A 13,389-nucleotide genomic window follows, 5' to 3' on the forward strand; every position below is an offset into this window, starting at 1 on the left:
TGAGTTCAGAAGGGGAATTCTTTTTCAATCCAAACCTTTTACCACCACACTGGCCCGTTCGTTTTGCTGCCCCTGTCGCACAAAGGCGTTATGAAAGTCCTTCGGATCGTTTAGTACCTCGTAAAACTGATCGAGGTATTTCAGGGTTTGCCTCCTGTACCTCCTGTCCAGCTGGCTAAAATCTGTGTATACTTTATAGATGGCGCTCTTGCGCTTGTTATAGAAATCCCGCATCTGCACGTATACTTTGTCCGGGTAGCTGTAGCCCCTGAACAGCCGCTGCCTTACCGTGCTGATACCCAACTCTGGCGGCGGCGAGGCATAAGGTGTGCTTACGATGCCTGCATAATCAAAGTCGAAGGGCACGGGTACGGGCGGGGAGTTTGGGTTCATCATCAGCAGGTCTATGTTGTGGCGGTAGGGCACCGACCAGTCTGTGTTGCCGATCATGAACTGGAAAAAGGCCATCTTTGCCATCGGCATAGTTGCGGCTCTGTCCATCCGTACCACAAGCGCTTCCGGTAAAACAGTGGCATTGTGCCGGCCCGCCATGATATCGTCATCCTCTATCAGGAAAGCGTATTGGGTTACGGTTTTACGTTTGCCTTTCAGATCCTCGTACTGCACCCGGCAGAGCCTTACCCTGTAGCTGGTGTCTGTTACAACATTATAGAGTTTGTACACCAGGTACTCGCGCAGCACATATTCATCGTTGAGGCAGTGGGTGACCATCTTAAGCTTGTTCACCTTTCCGAAAATGGTTTCCTCTACTGTTTTGCGGGAAAAATTTAGCTGAATGGGCGGGAAGTTGCACACGGAAGGGTCTCGGCGGCGGTTGCCCCGTACCCTTACCTTCAGCTTCTCCTCCACTTTGGCCCCACCTGAATCTGTATAGGTTATTACCGCCCGGTGAGATTTCCTTTCATCGCCACGGTCTTTCAGCACTTCCTTTACATCCATCGCCAGCTTAAAGTGCAGCACCTCATCGCTCAGAAACAGCGGGTTCTCGAGGTCTTGCCGTGCTTCTGCAACTGGCGCGGCCTGCGCGGAAAGTACACTTTTACCTGGCTGCGCCCAGAGTTGCAACGGCAAACTGAGCAGCAACAGGCGAATAAAAGTATACAGAACCCACGTTTTCATACCTGCTAATAGCTAATCATGATACCCCGGATATGTACCTTTGGCCAAGTCTGGATCTTGATGAACGAAGTATAGCCAACCTAAAAGAAGATTCTACTTACAGGGTAGTCTTACTTAAATAGCTCTTTTATAACCCTGCCCTTCAGCACGGTGGTGTCCATTTTTATCTCTAAGCGGATGGAATCTTGAGGAGGCAGTACCTGCACCGAGTCTTGCTGCGATGCCGCCAGCGTGGTATCTGGAGCAAGTGCTACCACGGTTGTATCTATGCGAGGCACAACCACCAGGGAGTCCATTTCGATTTTGAGCAAGCGCGCCACAGTAAGGGGCAGGTCGATCAGCGAATATTCGGCCACTACCTCACCCCGCCCGAAATCAGGGCCCAAGGCCAGCAGGAATACCTGCTGACAGCCAGGGCAGTTGTCGCCGTGCTCGGCCCAGCCCCCATCGATTCCATCCAGGTGCCGGCCGTGGTCTGTGGTAACTAGCAATGTCGTTTTTTTCTTGAAGGCCTCGTCTGTGCTCAGGAAATCCCAAAGCTCCATCACATACCTGTCGTCCCTGGCAATGCCTCTGAGGTAGTTCTCCCAGTTGCCCGCATGAGCAAAGCCATCCGGCTCCATAAAGTTAATGAGCATCAGGTTGGGCTTGTGCGTGGTCAGTATCCTTTTTGCCTCCACCAGCGTGAGCGAGTCCATGCGGTAGCCGGTGCCAGGGCCATTTACACCTGCGTTCACAGATGGCAGAAATTCATCTTTCCAGTCCGGCCGCTGGGTGTTGGCCAATATGTGCAGCTTGTCTTTGCTGGAAACGATCCAGGCGGCGGTAGCGGGTTTGCCCGTCTGCTTCAGGAAGTACTGGAAGATGGAAGGGTTTGCCGGAAGCTCATCGCCGTAGTTATCGATAGGTTGGTTCACACCGGTTGTTATGGCCGTGTGGCCGGAGTTCGTATAGGTATACCCGTAGTTGTAGAATTTTGGCAGGAAGTGGCCCTTCTGTATAAGATTGGCAGACATATTGGGAATAAGCCCAGGCGTGGCTCCCCAGGTTTCGGACCACCTAACGCCATCTATTACCACAATCACCACATGCTCCGTTTTCAGCGGTTTTGTGCCGGAAGGCGGAGCTGTGCAGGCAACCAAAAGGATTAACAGCAACCCCAGGAGCTTTTTACTCCACCGGCCGTATTTCTTTGTGATCGCAGGAATTGTTTTGGCACCCATATCACTCATTATCACACTTATAAGTATAATTTTGTATACGATTGTTATAAGTATTCAGATGTAAACATGGTTGAGGGAGAATTACGTAAGCATTTATACTTTGCACATATTCATGAGCATTAGCCTAATTCTGTTCCGTAGCTTTACACTCCTCTAGAACGTTTCATTCTCTCTTTTTTGTCATCCTGAAAGAATCTTGGTAGTAAGGAGTTAGGTTTAACCCCGTGGAGGAAGGGGCCCTCTTTTTCGACCAGGTTTCTTAACGGATTGACAGAGATTCTATAGCTACATCTTTCAGAATGAAACACCCCAAACCTCAAGGAGACAGTCTTTATGGATCAAGGTTGAATCTGAAAAATTATGGCCCCGTACAAGCACACACTTACGCTAGGTATGGTTCAGTCAGGTTGCTCGCACTTCTTCCCCACCATAAAAAAACCTTGCCCTACTTCTTGCGTTTAATACAGAACTTTGCATTATTGCAAGCCTAACACAACACATGCATAAACCAGCAGCCATAGCGACATCACTTTCTCTGCCAAATTCCCTTGGCATGGCGCTGCTGTATATTGCCTATTCTTATTGCCTGAGCGTGTATAGCTATTACAGCTATTATTATCGCTATTACAGCACCCGCAGCTAAGGCAATCACCTAAAACTAGCATTTTAGACTCGGGGAGTAAAGCCAAAAGGCCCTCCCACCGGTGAACCTGCCAAAGCAGCGGCTCAAGCCCCTGCTTTTTTCTTTTTGTACCCAACTCAACATATCAAACCATAAAAATATGAACCTGACACAGAACTACAGCACCTACACCGAAGAGAACCACAACGTTTGGGCCATACTTTTCCAGCGCCAGATCGAGAACCTGCCCGACAAAGCCATACCCGAATTTTTTAAGGGCCTGGAGCTGGTGAATTTCCAGCCGGACCGCATCCCTAACTTTGAGGAGGTAAACAAGCGCCTGAAGCCCCTCACCGGCTTTGAGGTAGTGGCCGCACCAGGCATCGTGGACGATGCCCTGTTCTTCGGCTTGATCGCGGAGAAGAAGTTTCCGGCCACGGTATGGATCCGGAGAATGGACCAGCTCGATTACCTGGAGGAGCCCGACATGTTCCATGATGTGTTTGGCCACGTGCCGCTGCTTACCATTCCGGTGTACTGCGAGTTTCTGGCTAAACTATCGGCCATGGCACTGCAGCACGTAGACCGCCCCGACATTGTGGACCGCCTGACGCGCATCTACTGGTACACGATTGAGTTTGGCCTGTTCCGGAAGCCAGGCAAGGAGGCCCGCATCTACGGTGCTGGCATACTTTCGTCGGTGGGTGAGAGCAGGTTGTCGGTGTCGAAGCAAAGTATAAAGTATGATTTTGACGTGCAGCACATCCTGGACACAGGCTACATAAAGGAGACCTTCCAGAGCCAGTACTTCTGCATCGAGAGCTTTGAGCAACTGCTGGAGAGCCTGCCGCAGATAGAGGAAGCCATACTGAAGCTGCGCGAGGAGCCTGTGCCGGTGGCTTAAAAAAGAGTTTTTAGTTTAAAGATTGACGAAAAACGGCCCGGGTGATGCCCGGGCCGTTTTTATTGAGGTCTATAAGTATGAATCAGTTTAATGCGTGAGCTCCGGGCTGATCTGGAAACCTAGTTTACGCGGCTTGATGAGGTGCATGTTCTCCAGTTTCTGTTTGAGGGTAATGCGCTCAATGTCACTCACGTCCTGCCCCATCAGGTCGTTGTTCACGGCGGCTATCATAGCGCTCTCTACCACAATTCGCAGCACCCTGTCGCTGAGCACGTTATTGGCTATATCACTGATCTTCTCCTGCGGCAGGTCCAGCTGCTTCACGCCCTCTATGCAATAATGATCCTCGATGTTGATGAGCATGCGCCCGATCAGGTAGCCCGGGTCGTCGAGGCGGTTATACTTTATCGTGTCTGCCATAAAGTTATAGGCCATGATGTGTCCGAAAAACCGCCTCCTGAAGTCCTCATCTACATAGTTGTTTCGCATGATCTCGTAATCATCCGGGAAAGTGATGATGTTGGTGTGCATCACAAAAACCAGCAGATCGCCGGAGAACTTTATCTGAAACTCATGCTCGCCGATGTTGCGGTACTCAATCAACACATCCGCATCCTGCTGCGTTACACGCTCGGTCAGCTCTGCCACCAAGTCCTGCGACAACTCTTTGAGCCGTTCAAAAGCGTGCTTGGTATTGCGGTAAATCGCCTGCTTCGTTTTAGACTTGTGATGCAGGCCATTAATTATATCATCTAACCTATCCTCTAATTTATTTTCCTCTTTATCTTCCATAGTATTTTTTTCGCCTTTGGGTGTCTCAGATTTAGTTTTTACCCCTCTTACAGGTAGTTTGTTTAGTAAACCGCCAACATAGCTCACAGCAACTGCCCCTATATCCGCATACTTAACTAAGTACAAAGCAGTTATTGCCACATCGGTATCAGCCTAAAGCTCCTTGTGTTCCTCCTCTAAGTTATTATACGAGGGTGGCGGACTTAGCTGCAGAGCCTCCTGCCCCTGCAGCCGAAAAGCCACCTGCCGCAGCCCGGGCCTGGCTCCTGCATGGTGCAGCAGTAGTTGCTGTGCCTGTACCTGCGCAAACACATCCGGTATAGTATGCACGGCTCCGGCCGGCACATGCCGGGTGTGCAGCTGTTGCAGCAAGCTTTCCCGCTCCTGCTGCGCTATAAGCTGGCGAAGCTTCCCGTTCACCTCCTGGCGGTGACGCACCCGCTCGTAGTTGGTTTTATACTTTGGATCATCGGCCATACGTTCGGCACCAAGCACAGCACAAAGCCTGCGAAACTGCCTGTCGTCGCCGATAGCCAGCACGAGCTGTTTACCGCACTTGCAAGTATAAACCGAACCGTAAGGCACGATGTTGGGGTGCTCGGAACCCATGCGCTGCGGTTCCTGCCCCGCCACCAGGTAATTGGTGGCTTGGTTCGCCAGCGCCGATACGGCCGCCTGCAGCAACGATACCTGCACCAGCTGCCCCTGCCCTGTCCGCTCCCGCTGCAGCAGGGCCACCAGCACCCCTTCCTTCAGTTGGTGCGCCGTCAGGATATCCATCAGGGCCACCGGCATCTTCACGGGTGGCCCGTCGGGCTCACCGTTGAGGTACATAAAACCGCTCTCCGCCTGCACCACCGCATCGTAACCGGCCCGGGCATCGTCGGGGCCGTAGCCGGTGATGTGGCCATAAACGAGGCGCGGGTTTATACTTCGGAGCGACGCATAATCTACCTTTAGCTTTTCGGCGTCGCCGGGTTTGTAGCTGGCTATCACCACATCGGCTTGCTTTGCCAAGGTATACAGCTGCTGCAGTTGCTGCGGGTCTGCCAGGTTAAGAGCCAGCGAGGTTTTGCCCCAGTTGGCTGCGCAAAAATAGGCAGGAGTGTCAGTGTCGGCGGATTCGGTGCTGAGTTTCCAGCTGCGGGTAACATCGCCACGGGTGGCGGCATTCTCCACCTTCAGCACGCGTGCACCCAGCTCCGCGAAGAATTGCCCCACACTTGGCCCGGCCAGCACACTGGCCAACTCCAGCACCAGCATATCTTTAAAAACAGGCATCTGCATTAATTTATACTTTACTTAAACACCAAACAAAAAGCCGCAAACCCAGGTCTGCGGCCAGTATATACTTTATAGTTGCGCTACTCCAGCTCTGCCATCACTTCCTCGCTCAGTTCCAGGTTATGGTATACTTGCTGCACGTCGTCATCGTCCTCCAGCGAGTCTATGAGCCGGAGTATCTTCCGGACAGCTTCCGGGTCCTCTACCTTCACCGTGGTCTGTGGCAGGCGCTGCAGTTCGGCACTCTCCAGGTCAAGGTGCAGTTCCTCCACCTTCTTCTGCATCGCCCCGAAATCCTCCATCGCGCTGTAGATGGTTATGTAGCCGTCCTCAAACTCCACTTCCTCGGCACCTCCGTCGGCCAGCTCCAGCAGCAGCTCATCTTCGTTTATACTTTGCTCCGGGTCCAGCTTTGCCACAAACACCCCCTTTCGGTCGAAAAGGTACTCTACGGAGCCGCTGGTGCCCAGGCTGCCGCCGCTCTTGTTAAATATGGTGCGCAGGTTCTGCACGGTGCGGTTTATGTTATCGGTCAGGCACTCGACAAATACCGCCACACCGTTGGGGCCGTAGCCCTCATAGTTTACCTGGTTGTAGTCACCGGCATCGCTGCCCTCCCCTTTCTTTACGGCACGCTCAATATTATCCTTGGGCATGTTGGCTGCCTTGCTCGTCTGGATGGCCAGGCGCAGGCGCGGGTTACCGTCCGGGTCGGCGCCGCCTTCTTTCACGGCTACCGTGATCTCTTTTATAAGCTTGGTGAAAATTTTTGAGCGTTTGGCGTCCAGGGCTCCCTTTTTTCGCTTTATCTGCGACCACTTATTGTGTCCTGCCATAGCTTTTTATACTATACTTATTATGTTTTGCACTAAATAATATACTCTCTATCTGAACAAAATAAGCAAAATTTTACGGGAAAGGCATAAAAAGAGCGGCCCTGCTTTCACAGAGCCGCTCTTCTTAAAGCGTTATATAAACATCTTGAGTGCTGATACTAAACCAGCAGCATAAAGATGGCATTTACAATGTTAAGACCTACCAGTAGGAAAAAATTAGGAGAATCTTGTATAACTTTTTTCATGACTTTTGAATCTTATATATATTTTTTATGATGTTATGGTTTCTGTTGTTTTGAAGATGTTTACGCCATCTTTGAGGCAATGTTTCAATAAATTATAATTTTGCTAACAAAAATTAAGATATATAGATATCAAAATTTGCTTTCAAAGCTTGGAATCAAATTTTCAGCATAACTAATTTTAAAGGCCAATTGAATTATTCCAATTTAGCCATGTCACCAACTCTCCTACCTTGTCCTATTTTTTACAAACATAATACATACTTTTGAATACTCACAACATTATCCAAAAAAATATTTGAAAAAATGCATATATTTTTAGTAGCCATATTTGTAGTATCTTTACTGAGAAAAGCGGCTGATGGAAAAAAGATGGCCGCCATGTATTAATTAAAAACCCTATAACATTGGACTTCCATTCTTTTAACCTCCACGAGGATGTACTGACGGGCATTGACTCGATGGGCTATAACAAGCCTACCCCCGTACAGGAACAGGCTATCCCGCTGATCCTGGAACAGAAAGACCTTATTGCCTGCGCCCAGACCGGCACAGGAAAAACTGCAGCCTACCTGCTACCGCTTATCGACAGGATATCGCACGGGGGCTATGAGCACACCAGCACCCTTATACTGGTACCGACCCGCGAGTTGGCCAAGCAGATCGATGAGCAGGTGGAGGGCTTCGGCTACTTTGCCTCGGTTAGCTCCATTGCCATTTACGGCGGCAACAAAGGCGATGACTGGGAGCAGCAGAAGCGCGCCCTCACCACTGGCGCCGACATTATTATTGCCACACCGGGCCGCCTGCTCTCGCACATGGCCATGGGCTACGTAAAGCTGGACCAACTCAATCACCTGGTGCTGGACGAGGCGGACAAGATGCTGGACATGGGCTTTATGGATGACCTGATCAAGATCATCAGCCAGTTGCCGAAGCAGCGCCAGACGCTCCTGTTTTCGGCCACCATGCCACGCAAGATCCGTGACCTGGCACAGCAGATCCTGCAGCAGCCAGCCGAGGTAAACCTGGCCATCTCCAAGCCAGCCGAAGGTATAGACCAGCGCCTTTACCTGACCTACGACAATCAGAAACTGCCTTTACTGGAGCACCTGCTGCGCGAGCTGGATGTGCAGAGCATGATCATCTTTACCTCCCGCAAATCCAACGTGACACCGATCGTGCGCTCCCTCAAGAAGATGAACTTTACGGCGGAGGGCATTTCGTCGGATATGACACAGGATGAGCGCGAGAAGGCGCTGCAAGGCTTTAAGAACAAGCAGTACCAGATCGTGGTTGCCACCGACATCCTCTCCAGGGGTATAGACATCGACAGCCTTAGCCACGTGGTGAACTTCGATATGCCGCAGGACGCCGAGGACTATGTGCACCGCGTGGGCCGCACGGCACGAGCCGCCTCCACCGGTATGGCCATTACGTTTGTGAACGAGAAGGACATGTACCGGGTACAGAAGGTAGAGCGCCTGATTGAGCGCGAGCTGCCGAAGCTGGCGCTTCCGGATGACTTCGGTCCTGGCCCGGCGTATGACCCAACCCGCAGAGACGGCGGAAGTGCACGCCACCGTGGCGGCAACAAGCCAGGCTCCGGCAGTAAAGGAGACAGGCACCGCAGCAAGCACCACAGAGGCCCGAAGCCTGGGGCAGCACCACGCCCGGATGGAGCACAGCCAAAGCAGGAAGGCAGTGAAAGGCCTATAAAATTAGCAGGCCAGCCAGGGGCTGAAGGCGAGAAGAAAAGCGGCAACAGAAACAGAAACCGCAACAGGAACCGCAACAGAAACAAGAACCGCGAACAGGGCAGCAGCCCGGCCAGCAGTACACCTGCCACACCACAGAGCAACAGCTAATAAAGAGCAAAGGGAGCCGCAATTTAGCGGCTCTTTTGTTTTAAAGTATAAACCCTCCAGACTTATCAGTCTTGCCACTAACCCTGCCCCGTTAGTTTCGGTACATATACTATAGAAGGTCCTGTTATCCTGGGCTGTTAGGTAATACTTATGCGTGCCTTACTAATTGCAGACATACAAAACGATTTCCTGCCCGGCGGCTCGCTGGCCGTGCCGGAGGGGGACGTCATCATTCCCATCGTGAACAGGCTGCAGGAGCAGTTCGACCTGGTAGTGGCCATACAGGACTGGCATCCGCCGCAGCACAAGAGCTTCGCCTCTAACCATGCAGGCAAAAAACCGCTGGAAGTGATATACCTGAACGGGTTGGAGCAGGTGCTGTGGCCCGACCACTGCATACAGGGCACCAAAGGCGCAGAATTCTCAGGTAAGCTGGACCAGAACCGCATCGAGGTGATCTTCCGGAAGGGCACCGACCCCGAGATTGACAGCTACAGCGGCTTCTACGACAACGGACACCTCAAGAGCACCGGCATGGCCGATTACCTGCGCGGCAAAGGCGTAACCGATGTATACCTGGTTGGGCTGGCCGCGGATTATTGCGTATACTTCTCGGCCAAAGATGCCCTGGCAGAGGGCTTTGAAGTATACTACATCGAAGATGCCACCCGCGCTATAAACGCAGAGGGATTCGTGAAGGCCAAGGCGGATTTGCTGCAGCGCGGGTGCCACATCATCCGAAGCACAGATTTGCTCCGATAAGTATAAAGTACTCCCCCTGAATTTCTAACTTAGCGGCACGAATCAAATCCCAACCCTATGCGTGCGTTACTGCTGATAGACATACAGAATGATTTCCTGCCCGGCGGCTCGCTAGCCGTGCCCGAGGGCGATGCCATCATCCCCATCGTGAACAGGCTGCAGGGGCAGTTTGACCTGGTGGTAGCCACCCAGGACTGGCACCCGCCGCAGCACAAGAGCTTTGCCTCGCAGCACCCAAGCAAAAGTGTTTTTGAGGTGACGGAACTGAACGGGCTGGAGCAGGTGCTGTGGCCCGACCACTGTGTGCAGGGCTCTGTCGGAGCCGAGTTTTCGGCGGAGCTGGAGCAACACCGAATAGAGGCTATTTTCCGGAAGGGCACCGACCCGGAAGTGGATAGCTACAGCGGCTTTTTTGACAACGGTTACCGCAAGAGCACCGGACTTGCCGGCAGCCTACGCGGTAAAGGGGTAACCGAAGTATACCTGGCCGGCCTTGCTGCGGATTACTGTGTATACTTCTCGGCAAAGGATGCCTTGGCAGAGGGCTTCAAAGTATACTACCTGGAGGATGCCGTTCGCGCCATCAGCACAGAGGGCTTTCAGAAAGCCAAAGCCGATCTGGTGGAACGCGGAGCGCAAATCATCCCGAGCCACACCTTGCTTTAAGTAAAGTATAAGTATAACATCTCCCAGAAGCTACCCTCCCAAAGGGTGGCTTTTTGTTTTCAATACTTTTTAAAAGGCTACAGAAATATCATCCATACCTCAAAAATGTACTTACAACTGCTGTTATAGGAATATTTCCATAGATATTTCTATTGCCTATATAAAAGGTCTCATGATTTCGCGTTATCTTTCCGGACACAAAACTTTTGGGCGAAGTATAGGCGCAGCAGCCTGAGGAAGTTAAGGTAAAGGGAGAACCTGAAAGTATAGGTATAGGCCTGCTTATACTTATGTGGATTTTAGCGTGCTCACTTTAACCTAACATATACATGAAACAAACCTTACTGCTGGCCCTGTGCCTGATGCTCTGTTCCCTTACCTGGGCACAAAGCCCCGCCACCGGCTCCATTAAAGGCATCGTGGTAGACTCCGCCAACCAGGCCCCGCTTGGCTATGTAACCGTAGTGGTGAGCCCCCCTGATAAAGACGAGGCCGTAAAAACCACCTTTACCCAGTCTGACGGCAGTTTTGAAGTGACTGGCTTGCCCCTGGCCCCTTACAAGCTTATCCTGACTTTTGTGGGATACAAACCTTTCTCGGTGGAGGTACCGGCACTGGAAGCTGGCAAGCCTGCGGACCTGGGCAAGCTACCTATAGCCAGCTCTGCCAAGCAACTGCAGGAGGTGGAGGTAACCGCCGAGAAAATGCTCATTTCCCAGGACATCGACAAGATCAGCTACAACGTGGAGTTTGACCCGGAAAGCAAAACGCTGACGGCTCTGGACATGCTCCGCAAAGTACCGATGCTCAGCCTCGACTCGGAGGAAAACATACAGCTGAACGGCAGCCGCAACTATAAAGTGCTGGTAAACGGCCGCAACTCCACCCTCTTTGCCCGCAACCCTAAAGATGTGTTTAAAAGCATGCCGGCCAACTCCATCAAACGGATAGAGGTGATTACAGACCCGCCGGCCAAGTATGACGCCGAGGGCATTGGCGGTATCATCAACGTAGTGACGCACAACGAAACTTCAAACGGCTATAACGGCAGCGTGAGCTTAACGCAGTCCTGGCCGGGGAGCCGTTTTGGCTCGGGCAACATAAAAGCAAAAGTGGGCAAGTTTGGCATCTCGGCTTATGGAGGCGTCAGTGACTTTAACACCCCCGTGCAAAACTCATACTTTGAGCGCTTCGATAAAAACACGGGCACAGAGCTGCTGCAGAGAAGCAACGGGAGCTCCGAGAGCAGGTACAAATACTTTGACAGTGAGATGAGCTACGAGATAGACACACTCAACCTGCTGTCGGCAAAGTTTAGTGTGTATGGAGGGAACTGGGGGCAACTGGGCCTGCAAACGGTGGAGCAGCTGAGTGCAGCCGGAGTCCGCACGCAGGCTTTTAACCGCAACCAGTCCACCAACGAGTACTGGAAGAACATGGACGCAGGCCTGGACTACCAGCACACATTCAAGCGAAACAAGGAACAGCTCCTCACCCTATCTTATAAGATCGGGAACAATGGCAGCGAAGATAAAACCAGCCTCAACTTCGAGAATATAGTAAACTACAGGGGGCCGCTGGACACGCGCACCGTGAACGAGGGGCGCTCCATAGAGCAGACCATGCAGGTGGATTATGTGCACCCGGTTAAGAAGCATACCCTGGAAGTAGGCGCCAAAACCATCCTGCGCGACAACGGTAGCGACTACTTTTACCGTAACCTAAACCCCGAATCCAACACCTTTGAGGAAGTACCAGAGCTGAGCAACGAGTTCGATTATAACCAGGATATCTACGCTGCTTATACTTCGGCCAGCCTGCGCTACGACAAGTGGGGCATCCGGGCAGGCACCCGCCTGGAGCAAACCGTGGTGGATGCCCACTTCAAGTCTTCGGGTTCGGTGGCGGAGCAGGATTACCTGAACCTGATCCCGAGCCTTACCCTGACGCGCACCCTGAAAAACATGGCTACCCTGAAGCTGTCCTATACCCAGCGCATCGAGCGCCCGAGCCTGTGGTACCTGAACCCGTACGTGAACCGCCAGAACGAGAAGGCTGTATCTTTCGGCAACCCGAACCTAAAGGCCGCAACCAGCCACGTTTTCAGCCTGGCCCACAGCATGTTTAAGAACAGCAACTCCCTGAACAGCACACTAACCCATACGTTTACCAACAACGCCATCCAGAGCTACACAATCTTTACTCCGGCCGACTCGGTAACTACCACCACCTACGGCAACATCGGGCGAAATGGCACCACGACCCTCTCCCTCAACGGTAACTCTACCCTGTTCAAGAAGCTAAGCCTGAGCCTGAACGGGTCGTTTTCTTACAGCCAGCTGAGCGGCAATATAGAGGGCAAAGACCTGGAGAACAGTGGCGTGAGCGGTTACATGTACAGCTACATCAGCTACCGCTTCGAGAAGAACTGGCGCGCCAGCATGAACGGTGGCTACTATGCGCCACGGGTGCTGCTGCAGGGCCGCTCTAACGGCCAGTTTTGGAGCGGATTCTCCGTCAGCAAGGATTTCCTGAAGGATGAGAAAGCCAGTATCAGCCTATCGGTTAACAACCCGTTTAGCAAGTACTTTACCGGCTACAGCGACATCAGCGGCCAGAATTTTGACCAGCGCAGCGAGTACACCTACCAGCGCCGCCGCATAAACATCGGCTTCAGCTACAAGTTCGGTAAGCTGAAAGAGGACATTAAGCGCACCAAGCGCGGCATTAAAAACGATGACCTGAAAAGCGGCGGCGGAGACAATGGCGGCGGAGGCGGCGGCAACTAACACCATTGAAGGTATAGCCTGGTTGTGCTGAGGAATGACCGGGCTATATTTAAAGTAGGTGGATTTATGTATATTGTGATTGGGGTGGACTTAATTAACTCCGCACATAATGCTGATAAACGTCATAGTGACTTTTACACAGTAGTTGGCCGTGATTGGGATTATTTTCAGGTTTTAAAGTGGCGTGTCTTTCAGGCTTTTTTAGGGCTGGGCGGCATCAAAGGCCACTAAAGCGGGGCAACGATCAGAAAAAGAGCCAAA

The 13,389-nt window shown here is 52.0% G+C and carries 11 protein-coding genes; 6 read left to right on the forward strand and 5 right to left on the reverse strand.

Features of this window, described 5'->3' with window-relative positions; all coding sequences use genetic code 11:
* Positions 1 to 24: 24 nt before the first annotated feature.
* Together OO017_RS17585 and OO017_RS17590 are read right to left on the reverse strand one after the other, a co-directional pair.
* Positions 25 to 1,140, reverse strand: coding sequence for a hypothetical protein (locus OO017_RS17585; protein ID WP_266054006.1), 1,116 nt, complete (start codon positions 1,138 to 1,140; stop codon positions 25 to 27).
* Between the two features lie 110 nt (positions 1,141 to 1,250).
* Positions 1,251 to 2,297, reverse strand: coding sequence for an alkaline phosphatase family protein (locus OO017_RS17590; protein ID WP_266054007.1), 1,047 nt, complete (start codon positions 2,295 to 2,297; stop codon positions 1,251 to 1,253).
* 848 nt (positions 2,298 to 3,145) lie between these two features.
* Between OO017_RS17590 and OO017_RS17595 the strand changes: the two genes are divergently transcribed.
* Positions 3,146 to 3,889, forward strand: coding sequence for a phenylalanine 4-monooxygenase (locus OO017_RS17595; protein WP_266054008.1), 744 nt, complete (start codon positions 3,146 to 3,148; stop codon positions 3,887 to 3,889).
* An 87-nt stretch (positions 3,890 to 3,976) separates the two neighbouring features.
* On the opposite strand, the gene OO017_RS17600 is transcribed toward OO017_RS17595, so the two are convergent.
* The 3 genes from OO017_RS17600 to OO017_RS17610 form a co-directional block, all read right to left on the reverse strand.
* Positions 3,977 to 4,681 (reverse strand): hypothetical protein, encoded by a 705-nt coding sequence (locus OO017_RS17600; RefSeq protein ID WP_266054009.1) that lies wholly within the window; start codon positions 4,679 to 4,681, stop codon positions 3,977 to 3,979.
* Positions 4,682 to 4,834: 153 nt separating this feature from the next.
* The gene (locus OO017_RS17605) at positions 4,835 to 5,962 is read right to left on the reverse strand and encodes a CaiB/BaiF CoA transferase family protein (protein WP_266054010.1); all 1,128 of its coding nucleotides are present in this window, start codon (positions 5,960 to 5,962) and stop codon (positions 4,835 to 4,837) included.
* Positions 5,963 to 6,045: 83 nt separating this feature from the next.
* The gene (locus OO017_RS17610) at positions 6,046 to 6,801 is read right to left on the reverse strand and encodes a YebC/PmpR family DNA-binding transcriptional regulator (protein ID WP_266054011.1); all 756 of its coding nucleotides are present in this window, start codon (positions 6,799 to 6,801) and stop codon (positions 6,046 to 6,048) included.
* Positions 6,802 to 7,450: 649 nt separating this feature from the next.
* Between OO017_RS17610 and OO017_RS17615 the strand changes: the two genes are divergently transcribed.
* The 5 genes from OO017_RS17615 (at position 7,451) to OO017_RS17635 (ending at position 13,359) form a co-directional block, all read left to right on the forward strand.
* Positions 7,451 to 8,911 (forward strand): DEAD/DEAH box helicase, encoded by a 1,461-nt coding sequence (locus OO017_RS17615; protein ID WP_439651323.1) that lies wholly within the window; start codon positions 7,451 to 7,453, stop codon positions 8,909 to 8,911.
* 150 nt (positions 8,912 to 9,061) lie between these two features.
* Positions 9,062 to 9,673, forward strand: a complete 612-nt coding sequence (gene pncA / locus OO017_RS17620) for a bifunctional nicotinamidase/pyrazinamidase (protein WP_266054012.1) — start codon at positions 9,062 to 9,064, stop codon at positions 9,671 to 9,673.
* A gap of 57 nt (positions 9,674 to 9,730) precedes the next feature.
* Complete coding sequence (pncA, locus tag OO017_RS17625) at positions 9,731 to 10,339, forward strand: bifunctional nicotinamidase/pyrazinamidase (RefSeq protein WP_266054013.1); 609 nt, start codon at positions 9,731 to 9,733, stop codon at positions 10,337 to 10,339.
* A 329-nt stretch (positions 10,340 to 10,668) separates the two neighbouring features.
* Positions 10,669 to 13,128 carry an outer membrane beta-barrel protein gene (locus tag OO017_RS17630; RefSeq protein ID WP_266054014.1) on the forward strand — a complete coding sequence of 820 codons (2,460 nt, stop codon included), beginning with the start codon at positions 10,669 to 10,671 and terminating at the stop codon, positions 13,126 to 13,128.
* A 66-nt stretch (positions 13,129 to 13,194) separates the two neighbouring features.
* A complete protein-coding gene (locus OO017_RS17635) occupies positions 13,195 to 13,359 on the forward strand; it encodes a hypothetical protein (RefSeq protein ID WP_266054015.1) in 165 nt (54 codons plus the stop codon).
* The last annotated feature ends 30 nt before the right edge of the window (positions 13,360 to 13,389 follow it).

The organism is Pontibacter anaerobius, from assembly GCF_026241195.1.
In the GTDB taxonomy this organism is placed as follows: Bacteria; Bacteroidota; Bacteroidia; order Cytophagales; family Hymenobacteraceae; genus Pontibacter; species Pontibacter anaerobius.

Excerpts from the sequence above, each read along its gene's own strand:
- OO017_RS17600 (WP_266054009.1), bottom strand. The coding sequence starts at position 4,681 with ATGGAAGATAAAGAGGAAAATAAATTAGAGGATAGGTTAGATGATATA.
- OO017_RS17610 (WP_266054011.1), bottom strand. The coding sequence starts at position 6,801 with ATGGCAGGACACAATAAGTGGTCGCAGATAAAGCGAAAAAAGGGAGCC.
- pncA (WP_266054013.1), top strand. The coding sequence starts at position 9,731 with ATGCGTGCGTTACTGCTGATAGACATACAGAATGATTTCCTGCCCGGC.
- pncA (WP_266054012.1), top strand. The coding sequence starts at position 9,062 with ATGCGTGCCTTACTAATTGCAGACATACAAAACGATTTCCTGCCCGGC.
- OO017_RS17630 (WP_266054014.1), top strand. The coding sequence starts at position 10,669 with ATGAAACAAACCTTACTGCTGGCCCTGTGCCTGATGCTCTGTTCCCTT.
- OO017_RS17595 (WP_266054008.1), top strand. The coding sequence starts at position 3,146 with ATGAACCTGACACAGAACTACAGCACCTACACCGAAGAGAACCACAAC.
- OO017_RS17605 (WP_266054010.1), bottom strand. The coding sequence starts at position 5,962 with ATGCCTGTTTTTAAAGATATGCTGGTGCTGGAGTTGGCCAGTGTGCTG.
- OO017_RS17585 (WP_266054006.1), bottom strand. The coding sequence starts at position 1,140 with ATGAAAACGTGGGTTCTGTATACTTTTATTCGCCTGTTGCTGCTCAGT.
- OO017_RS17635 (WP_266054015.1), top strand. The coding sequence starts at position 13,195 with ATGTATATTGTGATTGGGGTGGACTTAATTAACTCCGCACATAATGCT.